At 62.7% G+C, this 14,858-nt stretch carries 14 protein-coding genes and 1 riboswitch; of the genes, 10 read left to right on the plus strand and 4 right to left on the minus strand.

The window, feature by feature from the left end:
• The first annotated feature begins 4 nt into the window (after nucleotides 1–4).
• The 6 genes from BM357_RS01660 to BM357_RS01685 all read left to right on the plus strand — a co-directional run bounded on the left by BM357_RS01660 (nucleotide 5) and on the right by BM357_RS01685 (nucleotide 6,555).
• Entirely contained in the window at nucleotides 5–973 is a 969-nt protein-coding gene (locus BM357_RS01660) for a response regulator (RefSeq protein WP_074948912.1), read from the plus strand.
• Nucleotides 876–2,051, plus strand: a complete 1,176-nt coding sequence (locus BM357_RS01665; protein WP_074948914.1) for a glycoside hydrolase family 88/105 protein — start codon at nucleotides 876–878, stop codon at nucleotides 2,049–2,051. Before BM357_RS01660 ends, BM357_RS01665 begins: the two co-directional genes overlap by 98 nt.
• A 2-nt stretch (nucleotides 2,052–2,053) precedes the next feature.
• The gene (locus tag BM357_RS01670) at nucleotides 2,054–3,337 is read left to right on the plus strand and encodes a Gfo/Idh/MocA family protein (protein WP_074948916.1); all 1,284 of its coding nucleotides are present in this window, start codon (nucleotides 2,054–2,056) and stop codon (nucleotides 3,335–3,337) included.
• A gap of 95 nt (nucleotides 3,338–3,432) precedes the next feature.
• Nucleotides 3,433–4,263, plus strand: coding sequence for a 5-dehydro-4-deoxy-D-glucuronate isomerase (kduI, locus tag BM357_RS01675; RefSeq protein WP_074948918.1), 831 nt, complete (start codon nucleotides 3,433–3,435; stop codon nucleotides 4,261–4,263).
• 36 nt (nucleotides 4,264–4,299) lie between these two features.
• Nucleotides 4,300–5,046 carry a 2-dehydro-3-deoxy-D-gluconate 5-dehydrogenase KduD gene (kduD, locus tag BM357_RS01680; protein ID WP_074949276.1) on the plus strand — a complete coding sequence of 249 codons (747 nt, stop codon included), beginning with the start codon at nucleotides 4,300–4,302 and terminating at the stop codon, nucleotides 5,044–5,046.
• A 246-nt stretch (nucleotides 5,047–5,292) separates the two neighbouring features.
• Nucleotides 5,293–6,555: an amidase gene (locus BM357_RS01685; protein WP_175511402.1), complete on the plus strand. Its 1,263-nt coding sequence runs from the start codon at nucleotides 5,293–5,295 to the stop codon at nucleotides 6,553–6,555.
• 59 nt (nucleotides 6,556–6,614) lie between these two features.
• On the opposite strand, the gene BM357_RS01690 is transcribed toward BM357_RS01685, so the two are convergent.
• Nucleotides 6,615–7,709 (minus strand): alpha/beta hydrolase family protein, encoded by a 1,095-nt coding sequence (locus BM357_RS01690; protein WP_074948922.1) that lies wholly within the window; start codon nucleotides 7,707–7,709, stop codon nucleotides 6,615–6,617.
• A gap of 376 nt (nucleotides 7,710–8,085) precedes the next feature.
• Here BM357_RS01690 and BM357_RS01695 point away from each other — a divergent pair, with 376 nt between their 5' ends.
• Genes BM357_RS01695 through BM357_RS01705 form a run of 3 tightly spaced genes read left to right on the plus strand, consistent with a single transcriptional unit; the run spans nucleotide 8,086 to nucleotide 10,758 of the window.
• A complete protein-coding gene (locus BM357_RS01695; RefSeq protein WP_245783793.1) occupies nucleotides 8,086–8,985 on the plus strand; it encodes a TRAP transporter substrate-binding protein in 900 nt (299 codons plus the stop codon).
• A gap of 12 nt (nucleotides 8,986–8,997) precedes the next feature.
• A complete protein-coding gene (locus tag BM357_RS01700) occupies nucleotides 8,998–9,474 on the plus strand; it encodes a TRAP transporter small permease (protein WP_074948924.1) in 477 nt (158 codons plus the stop codon).
• Complete coding sequence (locus BM357_RS01705) at nucleotides 9,475–10,758, plus strand: TRAP transporter large permease (RefSeq protein WP_074948926.1); 1,284 nt, start codon at nucleotides 9,475–9,477, stop codon at nucleotides 10,756–10,758. It abuts the gene before it with no gap.
• 116 nt (nucleotides 10,759–10,874) lie between these two features.
• On the opposite strand, the gene BM357_RS01710 is transcribed toward BM357_RS01705, so the two are convergent.
• From BM357_RS01710 to BM357_RS01720, 3 genes are all read right to left on the minus strand, one after another.
• The gene (locus BM357_RS01710; protein ID WP_074948928.1) at nucleotides 10,875–11,435 is read right to left on the minus strand and encodes a C40 family peptidase; all 561 of its coding nucleotides are present in this window, start codon (nucleotides 11,433–11,435) and stop codon (nucleotides 10,875–10,877) included.
• Between the two features lie 44 nt (nucleotides 11,436–11,479).
• Nucleotides 11,480–11,938 (minus strand): hypothetical protein, encoded by a 459-nt coding sequence (locus tag BM357_RS01715; RefSeq protein ID WP_074948930.1) that lies wholly within the window; start codon nucleotides 11,936–11,938, stop codon nucleotides 11,480–11,482.
• A 306-nt stretch (nucleotides 11,939–12,244) separates the two neighbouring features.
• Nucleotides 12,245–12,370, minus strand: a riboswitch (cyclic di-AMP (ydaO/yuaA leader).
• 174 nt (nucleotides 12,371–12,544) lie between these two features.
• Entirely contained in the window at nucleotides 12,545–13,171 is a 627-nt protein-coding gene (locus BM357_RS01720; protein WP_074948932.1) for a CAP domain-containing protein, read from the minus strand.
• A 319-nt stretch (nucleotides 13,172–13,490) separates the two neighbouring features.
• On the opposite strand from BM357_RS01720, the gene BM357_RS01725 reads away from it, so the two are divergent.
• Complete coding sequence (locus tag BM357_RS01725; RefSeq protein ID WP_074948934.1) at nucleotides 13,491–14,825, plus strand: DNA polymerase Y subunit UmuC family protein; 1,335 nt, start codon at nucleotides 13,491–13,493, stop codon at nucleotides 14,823–14,825.
• Nucleotides 14,826–14,858: the final 33 nt, after the last annotated feature.

Genomic DNA, 14,858 nt, shown 5'->3' on the forward strand with positions numbered 1-14,858 from the left:
GACGGTGTACCGGGTGTTGTTGGTGGACGACGAGCCGATTGTGCTGCAGGCCATCGCCGCGCTGGTCCCGTGGTCGGCCCACCGCACGCGGCTGGTGGGCACGGCGGACAACGGATTGGCGGCTTATCGGAAAATCGCCGAGGACCCGCCGGACATCGTGATCTGCGACATCAAGATGCCGGGGATGGACGGGCTCGAACTGATGGCGCGGGTTGGTCAAGCGTTCCCCGATGTGGTGTTCGCCGTCCTCTCGGGGTACGAGGAGTTCCACCTGGCGAGGCGCGCGATGGAACTGGGGGTCCGTCACTACTTGCTCAAACCCTGCAACGAAGACGAGATTGGGCGGGTGTTGGACGCGCTCGTCGACGGGCTGGATCATCGCCGGGCGCAGCAGGCCCGGGTGATGGACCTGGAAGCGGAACTGGCACGGGTCAAGGCGCGCCTGTCCGAACTCGAAGCCACCCCGTCCGGAGCGGAGGACCATGCCGAGCGTGCGGAACGGCAAGGGCTCGTGGAACGCGTGGTGGCGTACGTGCAGAAGCACCTGGCCGATCCGTGCATCAACTTGACGCACTTGGCCCGTCACCAGTTCTTCGTCAGTCCGGATTATCTGGGGCGCCTGTTTCGGGAACGAACGGGGCTGCGCTTCTCCGACTTCCTGACGATGATGCGGATCCAGCGGGCCCAGGATCTGTGGCGGGGCAATCCCGACCTGACGGTCGCCGAGGTGGCGGAGCGGGTGGGTTTCGCGGATCACACGCAGTATTTCAGCCAGGTGTTCAAGAAATACACGGGGGACACGCCCTCCGGCTTCAAGAAACGCATGCGCGCCGCCGAGGAAGGATGCGGCGCCCGGGAAGGGGGCGAGGACGAGCATGAACCGGGAGACGACCTGGATCCTCCGCGTGGCGGACGCCTGCGCACAGCGAGCGTTCGGGTGGAGCAATGGGCTGCACGCGTCGTGGAACTATGAGAGCGGTTGCGTGTTGCGGGCGGTGCGGGAGATCGGCCGCCGGACGGGACGGGCGGAGTACCTGGCGTTCGTCCGGGAAGTGGTGGACGGGCTGGTGGATGCGGACGGGCGCATCCGCACCTATGTGCTGGAGGAGTACAACCTGGATCAGATCAACGAAGGCAAGCTGCTTTTCCGGCTTTACGTGGAGACGGGCGAAGCGCGGTATCGACGGGCGGCCGAGCGGCTGCGCATGCAACTGGAAGGGCAGCCCCGGACTCGTGCAGGCGGGTTTTGGCACAAGAAGATCTACCCGTTTCAGATGTGGCTCGACGGCGGATATATGGCCGCACCGTTTCTGGCCGAGTACGCCTACACGTTCGCGCGCCCGGTCTGGTTCGATACGGCGGCGGAGCACCTGCTCCTGCTGGAGCAGGTCACCCGCGATCCCAACACCGGCCTGTTGTATCACGGCTGGGACGAGACCCGGGAGCAGCGGTGGGCGAATCCGGCGACAGGATGCTCTCCGGAGTTCTGGGGCCGCGCCATGGGCTGGTACGCGATGGCGGTGGTCGACGTGCTCGATTTTCTTCCGGTCAACCATCCGCGCCGCGGACAGCTGGTGGGCGTCTTCGAACGGCTGATGCACGCGGTGGCGGCCGTCCAGGACGAGGCGACCGGGTTGTGGTACCAGGTGCTCGACAAAGCGGGCCACCCGGGCAACTACCTGGAGTCTTCCTGCAGCGCCATGTTCGCCTACGCGTTTGCGAAGGGCGTCCGGCGCGGCTATCTCTCGCGGGCGTTCTCCGGCGTCGCCGAGCGGGCGTTTGACGGGCTCGTGGCGCATCACCTGCGCTTGGACGAGGACGGACGGCCGCACCTGATGCACTGCAACGCGGTGGCGGGGCTCGGCGGCACACCGTACCGGGACGGCTCGTACGCGTATTACGTGGGCGAGCGGGTGGTCGAGGACGAGCCAAAGGCCGTGGCGGCGTTCCTCTTGGCCGGGCTGGAGGTGGCGCTCGGCGGCGGGACGGATCCGGAGCCCGTCGCGTTCTCCGAAGAGGACGGGCGCACGCTGGTGCGTTGGGAGGGATGACCATGAAGCGTTGGGCGGTCTGCGGAGTCAGCAACCGGGCGATGAGCATGTTCATCGGGCCGATGATTGAGTTGTTTCCGGGTTACGCCGAGGTGGTGGGCCTGCTCGACGCCGACTCGCGGCGCGTGGCCATCTGCAAGGACCGTTTTCCGAGCCTGCGCGATGTGCCGGGGTACGCGCCGGACGAGTTCGACCGGATGGTGGACGAGGTCAAGCCGGACGTGATCCTCGTGACGGGCCGGGACTGCACCCATGCGGAGTACATTGTGAAGGCGCTGGCGCGCGACCTCGACGTGGTCACCGAAAAGCCGATGGCGACCACGGCGGCGGACTGCCGGCGCATCCTCGACGCCGAACAGAAGAGCCGCGGCCACGTGGTGGTGACGTTCAACTACCGGTACGCACCCATCCACAGGAAGATCAAGGAGATAATCCTGGAGGGCCGCGTCGGCCGCGTGACGTCGGTGGACCTCAACTGGTACATCGACACCTACCACGGATCGAGCTATTTCCAACGCTGGAACCGGATGCGCGAGTTCTCCGGCGGCCTGTCCGTCCACAAGAGCTCCCATCACTTCGATCTCGTGCAGTGGTGGATTGACCAGCGGCCGGTCGAGGTGTTCGCGTTTGGGGCACTCCACTACTACGGTCCCTATTCCGAGCACAATCCGGAGCGCCGGGACGGCCGCTTCTGCGGGACGTGCGACGTGCGCGACCGCTGCGCGTACTACACCCGCTGGCATACGCGCAGCCTGCAGGGGGCGGTGCGGGACGATCACCTTGGCGCCATCCAGGGCGTGCCCATTGACCAGGCCTACACCGGCTACCGGGCCGACATGTGCATCTTCGATTCGGAGATCCGCATCGAGGACACGTACACGGCGACGGTGCGCTACGACCAGGGGGCGCTGTTGTCCTACTCCATCAACTTCTCTCTGCCGTATGAAGGGTATCGCCTCGCCATCAACGGCACGAAAGGGCGCATCGAGACGATGGAGTATCACGCCCCCTCGCGCGTGCCCTTCCCGACACCGGTGCAGACCATCGACTACTTCCCGCTGTTCGGGTCCAAGGAAACGCTCCACGTGGTGCAGCGCGAGGGAGGCCACGGCGGGGGCGATCCGGTGCTGCAGGAGGATCTGTTCATGGGCGTCGATCCCCGTCGTCCGTACCCCATTCTTTCGGGCAGCCGGGACGGAGCGTACGCGGTGGCCACCGGAGAAGCCGTGTGGCGTTCGGCGCAGGAGCACCGGCCGATTGCCATCGCCGATTTGCTTGGGCTGTGATGGGAAAACCGGGATCGGCCAACGTGGGGTCAGGCGGACGCCCTTGGTCCGGGAGTGCCGAAGCCTTCAACCCATGCGAGGAGGAGAGAGGACACATGGAGATTCGACATCCGATTCATCCGCGGGACGCCGCGCAGTTTTCCACGGAGCGCATGCGCGCCGAGTTCCTGGTGCAGGGCCTGTTCCAGCCGGGGGAGGTGAAGTGGGTGTACACCCACCACGACCGCATGCTCATCGGCGGCGTGGTGCCGGTGGAGGCTCCGGTGACGGTGAGCCAGGTGCCCGAGCTGCACACGGAGTACCTCCTGGAGCGGCGCGAAATCGGCATCGTCAACATCGGCGGGCCGGGGACGGTCACGGTGGACGGAGAGGTGTACGGGCTGGCCCGGCGCGAGTGCCTGTACGTCGGCCTGGGGAAGCGGACGCTGTCCTTTGGCAGCGTGGATAGGGCCCAGCCCGCCCGTTTCTACCTGGTGTCCGCGCCGGCGCACCAGGCGTATCCGACGCGCAAGACCGGCCCGCAGGATGCGGAGTTCGAGCAGCTCGGCTCGGACGATCAGTCCAACCGCCGCACCCTGTACCGGTTCATCCATGCGAACGGCGTCCAGAGCTGTCAACTGATGCTCGGCATGACCGAGCTGGCGCCGAACAACCTGTGGAACACCATGCCGGCCCACCTGCATGACCGGCGTTCGGAAGTCTACCTCTATTTCGACCTCGATCCCGCCGCGCGCGTCTTCCACTTCTTTGGCGAACCGGGGGAGACACGCCATCTGGTGGTGGCCAACGAGGAGGCGGTGATTTCCCCCAGTTGGTCCATCCACTCGGGTGTCGGGACGCGCTCCTACACGTTCATCTGGGCCATGGCGGGCGAGAACTACACGTTCAAGGACATGGACCCGGTCGCCATGGACGATTTGCGGTAAGGGGGTGAGCGCGTGAGCAGGAACGGTTTGGAACGGATGTTTTCGCTGTCCGGCAAGACAGCGCTGGTGACGGGGGCCCGGACCGGCATCGGCCAGGCCATCGCCGTGGCGTTGGCCGAGGCGGGCGCGGACGTGGTACTGCTCGGCCATCAGGACAACATGCAGGAGACGGAACGCCTGGTGGCCGAAACCGGGCGGCGCCACCGCACGGTCTTGCTGGATCTCGCCGATCCTAGTGCCGCCGCGGCGGGCGTGCAGGGGCTGCTGGCGGAGGAGCGGATCGACATCCTCGTCAACAACGCGGGCATCATCCGCCGGGCGCCCGCCGTGCAGTATCGCGAACGGGACTGGTACGACGTGATGAACGTCAATCTCCACGCCTTGTTCTGGCTGACGCAGGCGGTCGCCAAGCCGATGCTCGAGCGCCGCCAGGGCAAGATCATCCACATCGCGTCCGTCCTGTCGTTCCAGGGGGGCATCCTGGTGCCCGCGTACACCGCCAGCAAACATGCGGTGGCAGGCCTCACCAAGGCGCTGGCCAACGAGTGGGCGGCGCTGGGCGTCCAGGTGAACGCCATCGCGCCGGGATACGTCGCGACGAACAACACGGAAGCGCTGCGCAAAGACCCGGATAGAAACGAAGCCATTCGATCACGCATCCCGGCCGGCCGCTGGGGCGAACCGGCGGACATCGCCGGGGCGGCGGTGTTCCTCGCCTCCCCCGCGTCCGACTACGTGAACGGGCACGTGCTGGTGGTCGACGGGGGCTGGCTGGCGCGGTGAGGCAAGCGGCGTTCGGACGGAAGGTACCGTCCACCGTCGCCAGGGCGGATGGCTTGCGCGAAAGGGATACCCGGGGAGGCGGCTGTGGCGCCGCCCCGCTTCGTTTTGTACGGAATCTTCGGGATGGCTGTGGTATCATCTCGCTGAGAACCCCAGGTGGCTACGGCGTTTGTTGCGGCGACAACAGCAACGGTACATCGCAACGGTACATAAAGGAGTGACGGTGTGATGGAGGAGAAGGGGTCCGTGAAGCGCGCTGTCGAACGGTGCCTGGCGGCCATTGAGCAACTGGACGGCCACGTGCTGGCGTGGGAGACCGTGTTTGCAGAGGAGGCGTTGCACCAGGCGGAGGAACTGGACCGAGAGGAGCGCCCGCGCCCGCTCAAAGGGCTCGTGGTAGGACTGAAGGACGTCTTCGACTTGGCCGGCCGTCCGCCTGGAAACGGTGCGCCTGTGAAATCGGACAGGGTTCCGAAGGAGGATGCCGCTTTGGTCCGGCAGCTTCGTTCGGCTGGCGCGGTGATCCTCGGGACGACAAAACTCACGGAATTTTGTTGGTACCGCCCGACGGTGACGCGCAATCCGCACCATTTGGATCATACGCCGGGCGGATCGAGCAGTGGTTCAGCGGCGGCGGTCGCAGCCGGGATGGTCCCGTTCGCGGTGGGCACGCAGACGAACGGATCGGTCATTCGGCCTGCGAGTTTCTGTGGGATTTACGGATTCAAACCGACATTTGGCATCGTGGATACGCTGGGTATGACGCACATCAGCCGTTCTCTGGATCACCCTGGGTTTTTCACGCGGGAACCGGAATGGCTGTTGCGTGTTTTCGATGTCCTGACCGGGTATGGCGGCGCGGGCACCGCGGTCGTCACGGAGAGGAATCGGCCGTCGGGGGGATCCCGGCGCCTGAAGGTCGGCGTTCTCGACACCAGCCCGATGGAGGGCATCACGCCGGACGTGCTGGCGGCCGTCGGACGGTATGCCGAAGCGCTCGCTGCGCAGGGACATGCGATCCGCGAGATGCGCGTTCCCGACTGGTTCTTGAACGTGAAGATGACGTTCGAGTCCATCTTCCATCCCGAAGTGTACAGTTTGCTCGGAGACGTGTTGGCGGCGGCGGAGGGACTTCCCATCGGGCCCGAGATTCGATGGGTGGTCGAACAGGGGGCCAAAGCCAGCATCCAATCGTATTTGGAGGGGCTGCGCAGGAAGGATGAGTTGACCTGGCAGGTGACGGAGTTGTTTGGGGACTGCGATCTGTTGGTGTTGCCCTCCACCTTGGGGCCCGCCCCGAAGGGATTGTCGTCCACCGGGAATCCAGCCATGTCGACATTGTCGAGCATCGTGGGGCTGCCGTGTGCATCCATCCCGTTCGGGACAAGTGCGGATGGATTGCCGCTGGGGGTTCAGGTGTGGGCGAGAAAGTACCATGACCGCCATCTGTTGTCGGTCTTGCCCGAGTTGCCGGCCCAACAGGTCCGTCCGCGCTATTTCGCGGAATGAGTGTCGTGCGTCGGGCGACCTGAAAGCTGCGCGTGCGACAGATAGATGCGTTTTGTGCTTCACGCCATGTCCGCGGCATGGAGTTGCCGCGCCAGCCAGTCGAAAGAGCGGCGCCCGCTGATCTCGTGTCCGCCGGGGAAGACGTCGGTGGCGATCGCGTCCGGCGCCCCCAGCGCCTCGTACCGTGCACGCACCGCTGCGGCGGCGTCCAGGGCAGATGGGAGCGGGAAGACCGCATCGGTGGCGCCCATCTCCAAAAATAGCGGGCGGGGCGCGATGAGGCCTATCCAGTCCGGCATCTCGCCCCATTCGAGCAGGTCCGGGATGTAGTTGTCGACGCAGTGGGGGGCTGCGAGGACGCTGTCCCGGAAGGTCGAGGCGTACCCGGAGAGGACGACCGCCCGGATGCGCTCGTCGAGTACCGCGGTCAGCATGGCGATCAGCCCTCCGCCTGAAAAACCGAACACACCGATCCGATGCGCGTCCACTTCTGCCCGCGTTCGCAGGTAGTCGAGGGCGCGCATCGCTTCATAGGTGCGAAATCCGGCTAGCGTCTGGCCGTGCATCAACAGATGGGTGGCGATTCGGTAACAGGAGGAGCGGCGGCCGACGGGATCGACCGCGTCATCGTCGGCCAGGCGGCGGACGCCGAGGCCGAACACCTCGGGGACGATCACGATCATCCCCCGCCGCGCCAGCTCGATCGCAAAACGGTGGTGAATGCCACCGCCCTGCGGGACGGGGTGACCGGCCGAGGACGGGGCGGATGGACGGGCCAGTTTCGGGGGCAGTGGCCGGCCGATGGCGTCGGCGATCCCGCGCCCGTGTCCGGGGCAGGCGAGCACGGCAGGCCTCGGACCGGGGGCTTGCGGGGGTGTCAGGACGCAGGCGCAGGTGCGTACGCCCGGGTATGTGGTGTATTCGATCCACTCCAGCCGCAGGTCTTCCACCGTTTCGACGGCGAGCAGGGCAGGGGCGAGGGGGGATGAGGGCAATCGATGATCTGACACCACCAAGTGATCAATGCCCAGCAACCGCGTGAGCTGTCGGCGCCTCTGCTGAAGACTTCCTTCTGCGTTCAAGCGGGCGGTCCGGCGATTGGCGGAATCCTCATAGATTCGCTGCAGAATATCTTCGGCGTGCGTGACGGGCATGCCGGTCCCTCCCGTGTTCGGATTCGAAATCATTCTATCGCAAAATGTGTGGATGTGTTGGAGTTTGAAAGATAATATTGATTTCGGTTGGAAGCATAGGTTAGAATTTTCCCGAGAAACCCACTGATGTCGCGGGCATGTGCGGCGAAGAGAGAGATTTTATTACCAAATGTGCTCGGCTTCTGTGGATTGGTGTTGGGTTTCAGCTCATATTTCAGGGGGGATACGGATGCGTATGCGCAGATGGTTGGGCATGGGTGCCATGATGGCGCTTGCACTAGGTGTAAGCGCATGCGGGACGACGTCGCCGGGAGGGAATCAGGCGGGATCGAACACCAGTGGCGGAACGTCCTCCAGTGCGTAGGGACAGCCAGCGATGGTGCTTCGTCTGGCCGACAACCAGCCGGCCGACTATCCGACCGTGCTCGGCGACAACGAGTTTGCGAAGTTGGTCAACGAACGGACGAACGGCCGCATTCAAATCAAAGTCTATCCAAATGCGCAGTTGGGAGACGAGAACACGGTCATTCAACAGATTCAGCTCGGGGCCATCGACTTCGGGCGAATCAACACGGCGCCGCTGGCGTCTTATGACAAGGAAATCGGCGTGTTCTCGCTGCCCTATCTGTTCAGCAGTTCGGACCAAATGTGGAAGGTCCTCAACGGCCCCATCGGGCAGCGGTTGCTCGACAGTCTGCAAAGCGCCAAGATGGTGGGCTTGACCTATTACGATTCGGGCGCCCGTAATTTCTATGACTCCAAACGTCCGATTGTCCACCCGTCCGACTTGAAAGGACTGAAGATTCGCGTCCAGCAGTCGAACATCTTTGTGGATCTCGTCAACACCCTCGGCGGTTCGGCGACTCCGATGGCGTATGGTGAGGTGTTCAACGCGCTGCAGACCGGCGTGATCGACGGAGCGGAAAACAACTGGCCAAGCTACTATACGACGAATCACTACAAGGTCGCGAAGTATGTGACAGAGGACGAACACACGCGCAATCCCGAGGTCTTGCTCGTCAGCCAGGCCACTTGGAACAAGCTGTCTCCTCAGGATCAGCAGATCATCCGGCAAGCGGCCGTGGAGTCGCAGCAGACGGAGCGCCAGGCATGGACGCAGTTGGAGCAGAAGGCCAAGGATGCGGTGAAGGCCAACGGGAATGTCATTACGGAAGTGCAGGACGTGACGGAGTGGCAACAGGCGGTTCAACCGTTGTACGACAAGTATGGGAAGGACTACAAGGACCTGATTGATCAGATCCGCGCGACGAAGTGATGGAGGATGGTCATGGACCGGCTGAAGCAGGCCATGCGGTGGCTGGATCGCATGGTCGAATGGTTGGGTGCCTACTTGATGCTCGTCATGGTCGTCATCGTGTTCTGGCAGGTCTTCAGCCGCTATGTATTTCATCACACCCCGGCGTGGTCCGAGGAAATGGTTCTGACCGTGATGCAGTGGTTTGGCTTCATCAGCATCGCGGCTGGCTTCCGGCAACAGATGCACCTGCGCATCACGTTCATCGTGGACCGCTTTCCGAAATGGATGCAGCGGGGGATTGACAAGGCCATCGACCTGTTGGTGGTGCTGTATGGATGCGTCCTGACGGTAGAGGGGTATCGATTCACCTTGCTCACGTGGTCCTCCCGCCTGCCGGTCACCGGTCTGCCCAACGGGCTTCAATACCTGGTCATCCCGGCCGCCGGTGCGCTGACGGTCCTCTACGGGCTTGTGCACTTGCTCAGCCGTGAAGGGAAGGTGAGATGAATGGCCACGTGGATTTTGATTGGCAGCTTTGTCCTGGGGGTGTTGCTGCGGGTACCCGTCGCTCTGGCGTTGGTCATCTCCTCCTTCCTCACGGCTTGGTACCTCGGGGTTCCGCTCGAAGTGGTGGGCCAACGGATGCTCAGCGGTATCAACTCTTGGTCGCTTCTGGCGATCCCGCTGTTCATCCTCGCCGGTGAAATCATGGGGGAGGGCGGGTTGTCCCAGCGGATTATCGACTTTTCGAACCTGTTGGTCGGGCGTCTGCGCGGTGGACTGGCGCTTGTGAATGTCGTTGCGTGCATGTTTTTCGGAGGCATCACAGGATCCGCCGTGGCGGATGCGTCCTCCATCGGCTCCATCATGATCCCCATGATGCGTCAAAAGGGCTATGACAAGGATTACGCGGTCGGCGTGACCATCACGGGATCCATCCAGGGGTTGATTGTCCCGCCGAGCCACAACATCATTCTGTACGCTCTGGTGGCTGGGGGCGTATCCATCAATGCGCTGTTTGCCGCAGGAATTGCCCCAGGCATCCTGCTGTGCCTGGCCCTGATGGGGTTGAGCTACGCGATGGCGGTGCGTCGGGGATATCCGAAAGAGGTGCTGCCGCCGGTTCGTGAGTGGCCGCGCATCGTGGCGCATGGACTCCTGTCGCTGACGGTGGCGTTCATCATCATCGGCGGTATCCTGTTCGGGGTGTTCACCGCCAACGAATCGGCCGCCATCGCGGTGGTATACGCGTTCATTCTGGTGTTTGTCGGTTTTCGAAGTGCTTCGTTGCGACAGATACACCGCGTGTTGGTGGCGACGTTTTACCGGTTGAGCGCCGTGTTGTTTTTGATCTGTGCTTCCGCGGCTTTCTCGTGGTTTCTGTCGTATTTGCAGGTTCCCGATCAGGTGATGAGGGCCCTCACCTCCGTGTCCAACAATCGGTATGTGGTGCTCCTTCTCATCAATCTCATTCTGCTGTTGTTGGGACTGATGATGGACATGGCACCGTTGATCCTCATCGCGACGCCCATTCTGTTGCCGGTGGTGACGCACTTCGGCATGGATCCGGTGCAGTTCGGGATTGTCATGATGCTCAACTTGGGTATCGGTTTGCTCCACCCGCCGGTGGGCAGCGTTCTCTTTGTGGGCTGTACGATTGGTGAGATCTCGGTCGAGCGGATGACCGTCGCCATGATTCCGTTCTTGCTGTTGCTGTTCGCAGTGTTGATGGTGATCACGTACGTACCGGCGGTCACGTTGACACTGCCGCATCTGTTGCCGAACGCGTAGGTCAGGTGCGGCGTGCCTCCGGGGAGTTCCCGGAGGTTTTTTATTTTGTGCAGGGTTCCCCGTCTCCGCTGCCGGGGAATGCTCCGCGATGCAAGTCTTCATTCAGAGGGTTTCCTTTACAGCACACGCCGGCCGTACAGAAATTTGCCTGACCAGTACGGATCATCGAGGGGAATGACCTTCAGGCCGTGGGTGGTCAGGGCTGCGAATTGGTTGTTGCCGAGGTAAATTCCGTCAAAGGTTGCAGCGCCGGTGTTGTCGAGGTCGAAGAAGACCAGGTCTCCGATGGCGAGATTGGTGGCGCGGTGGATGAGGATCCCGGTTTGCGCTTGTTCGGCAATCGTCCTCGGCAGTTGCACGCCCGCCTTGGCATACACAGACTGTACAAAGCCGGACGCATCCAGCGAGGGGGGCGCGGGCGCTTGCAGCATCTGTTGGACCGCGGCGTACACCTGGTTTTGCAGTTGAAGTTGCTGCGGGTTTTGCTTCTGATCTTGCTGTTGGTTTTGCTGCGAAGCGTCCACGGGCGTGGAGGATACGAGTTGAATGGACACGTTGGAATCGGATGATGGTGTTCCGGCACGCTGCCACAGATGGTACCATGCACCGATTGCCCCCGCCAAGACGGCGGTCGCGCCCAGCAGTCCACTGGCAAGCACTTTCAAACGCGTTTTCACGGTGTGCCCTCACCTTCCCATGGTACAAGAGGAGAAGATTTGCCTCAGTGAAGCACTTTCTTCAGCTCGGAAAAATCATCCAGATAGCCGTAGCGGTCCAGTTCCTTGATGGCGTTTCGGATGTGGTGTTCTTCTTCGCCCGATTGGCTGGACAATTCCATCAAATCCTGCAATCGGACGTGTGGGTGGTCTTTACAGTACGCCAGCACCCCTTTCGCTGTCCAGGACAGGCGATCATCTTCGAATGCCCCAACGATTTGCCGAAAGATCTTGTGCGGCAGGATTCTTAAATCCACGAGCGCTTGGAGCGCACCCGTTGCCTGTTTGGTCGTCATCCGGCCGAGGCGGGCAATGTCTCCCAGGGTGGGGAGGGTGGATTCGTTCTTGTAGGACTGCAACACAATACACACCATCTGTGTGTAAATATCCAGGCCGGGATGCTGAAAAATTTCCGTCGACACCATAAACACATGTTCAGCTTCCTTGGTGGGTTCGATGGCCACGTTCCATTCTCCTCCTTCAGGCGATGATTGGGGAGTCACCCAACTCATGCTTGGGCGTGCCGATTACGGATGCGGGCTGTTGAGCAATGCCCGCGTGGTCGGGTACGGCTGCGGGTACACCTGTGGATTCGCGTTGGAGGATGCGGACACCGCGATGGGCGGATGCAATGTCCCTGGGTGGTGTGAGGCAGAAGGATATGAAACGGAGTCCGACAAAATGGGGTTTTCAACCAAGTGCACGGAATCGGCGAAAAAGGAAACAGAACCCGTTCCCGTCAGACGGGTTTCCGGAAACGTATGCACTTGAATTCTCCTTTCTTTCGCCTACGAGGTTAGTTGACGGGTTCGGGCAGAAAGGTTGCCCTAGACGTTTCGTCATTCACCCCAAGAAGAAATCTCCCCCGCCCTAAAAAGGTTCGGCGTTTTGCAATTCGGCGTTTTGCAATTCCATGAACCGCGCGGGACCATCTATGGATAAGGGATTCGGCTGGGTCGCTCCGTTTCTGAGGGCACTCCATATGGATTCACGATCCTCGGAGTGGACACGGTATGGTATGCAAAAGAGGCAGGGGATCTCCCCTGCCTTTTTTGCATACAACTGAACCGTCAATATCCGTGCCCGATGAACTCCTGCACCCATACCCCGTGGTCATAGGCGACACCGATGGTGTCGTAATGGGGGTTCAAAATGTTGGCGCGATGTCCCGGGCTGTTCATCCAATCGTTCATCACCTGTTGCGGGGTGGTTTGACCCTCCGCAATGTTTTCCCCGGCATAGGTGAAGGAGATCCCTGCTCGTTTCATCATGTCAAACGGTGAACCATACGTCGGGGAGGTGTGGCTGAAGTAATGATTTTGGTACATATCCGCGGCTTTCTGCATGGCCAGCGCGGAAAGTTTGCTGTCGAACGCAAGCGGCTTCAGTCCAGCCTTGGCGCGCTGCTGATTCACCAGTTGTGCGACCGTCACCGCATACGGTTGCGCCAGGGAACCCGTTGTGGTCGATGCGGTGGAACTGGGGATCTGCAGTTTTTCACCGACCCAGAGGATGTTCGGATTCTGGATTTGCGGGTTGGCTTGAATCAAGGAATTCAAGGAAACCCCATGGCGTTGGGCGATTTTCCACAGGGTATCGTTCGGTCGAACCATATATGTCGTCCCCGCATAGACAGGGGTTCCAAATGCGAAAAGGGCAACGACGGAAGTGACGGCAGCAAAGATCCGCTTTTTCATTCTGACAACCCCTTTCGGAATGGAGAAGCGTTAGTTCTATGGTAACGGCAGAACGCCGTCATTCCTACCAGTAATATCAGGAATATCAGGAATACACGACGTCCTCGGGTTGGAATGCTGGATTTCCCCACCGATGCTCGAGCCTGTCCGCATTGGATGCGCTGTCCATCGTGGCCGTCCAGGTCTGGATGCCAGGCGTCTCCATCCACCGATTCCCATGCGAACGTATGTTTGTTTTTGCTCCGGATGGGAGTATAATACTCGCATACAGAACATATGTTCGCATTGTGCGCGTGATGTGCGTACAGGGGGTGGGAACATGCGGTTCACGCTGTTCGGCGAAGTGGAAGGGGTGTTGGCGGAGTCGACCGCGCCGCTGTGGGCGAGCGTCGGGGCGGGAGGTGTCAGCGACGCGTCACTGTCCGCCCGGCGGCAGGGCGTCCGCCCGGGGATGCGCCCCGCTGAGGCGCAGGCGTTGGTCCCCGGATTGGTGCTGTGCGCGGAGGCGGATCGGCCGACCACGGTGATGGAGACGGTGTGGGCGCGGTTGTGGCAGTGTTCGCCGTGGCTCGAGACGGTGGGGAAAAACGCGTTCTATCTGCAGATCCCGGGACAGAAGCCCCCCATCGAGGAGGTGCGGGAGCTGTTGCGGGCGTTGGACGGGTTGTTGAATGAACACCAGCAGCTGCGCACAGCGTTGGCCGAGCACCCCCTGCTCGCCCGGGCCCTGCTGATGGCAAGCCGGCATCACAAGATCCCAGGGGTGCAGTCCGTACGTGTGGGCCGGCAGGTGTGGGTGATCTCCCCCGGCGTGCGGGCGTGGGGCGCACACGCCCTTGGGCAGGGGGCGGAGACCTTGAAGGTGAAGGAACCGCCCGTGAACACGGCGTGGGCAGGCCGTCTGCCCATCGAGGCCCTGTGGCCGCTGCCGGCCGCCACCCGGGTGGCGTTGCGGCAGCTCGGCGTCGAATGCTGGGCGGACCTCGCCGCCGTCCCCGCGGCGCAGTTGAAGCGACGGTTCGGGCCGGATGCCCTGGCGTGGCGGGCGTGGTTGACCCCTGCGCCGGGCGGTGCCATCGCGGTGAATTATCCGCCCGCGTCGCGCAGGGCGGCGTGGCGGGCACCGGCGGGCGAAGCGGCGAGAGGAGCGGCGGTGGAACAGGTGTGGGAACACCTCGTCCGGCGGTTGAGCGAACAACTGCAGCGGGACGGGATCGGGGCCTTGAAGGTGGGGGCTGTGTGGGAAGCCGGGACGGAGATCGGGCGCTGGGAGCGGCCTCAGAGGCGGCCGCTTCATACGCCGGAATCCCTTCACGCCGCGCTCGCGCCGGGGCGGGAGGCGGTGGATCGCATGGCCTTGGCCGGGCTATCCGGCCTGGAGGTGTACGCGTCCGACCTGCGCCCGCTCGAAGCGGTGCAGGCGAGGCTGGACGATTTCATGCGGACGGGCGGTGCGGAACGGGCCCGCCTGAGACAGCCGGGCGGGAGCGCACCCCGTAGGCGGGAACGGATGGCGGCCGTGAAGAAGGTGGTCCATCAGATCAACCGGAAATACCCGGCGGCCGTCCGCCTCGGTGTGACAGCGGGATTTCGGGAGCGAAGGATGCAGGCCGTGCTGGACGCGGCTGCGCCCACTGGCGTGAGTGAGGTGTGAGGACGCGGGTGTGAGATGGGTGTGAGGCGGACG

This window comes from Paenalicyclobacillus macrosporangiidus (assembly GCF_900116805.1).
Lineage (GTDB): Bacteria > Bacillota > Bacilli > Alicyclobacillales > Alicyclobacillaceae > Alicyclobacillus_H > Alicyclobacillus_H macrosporangiidus.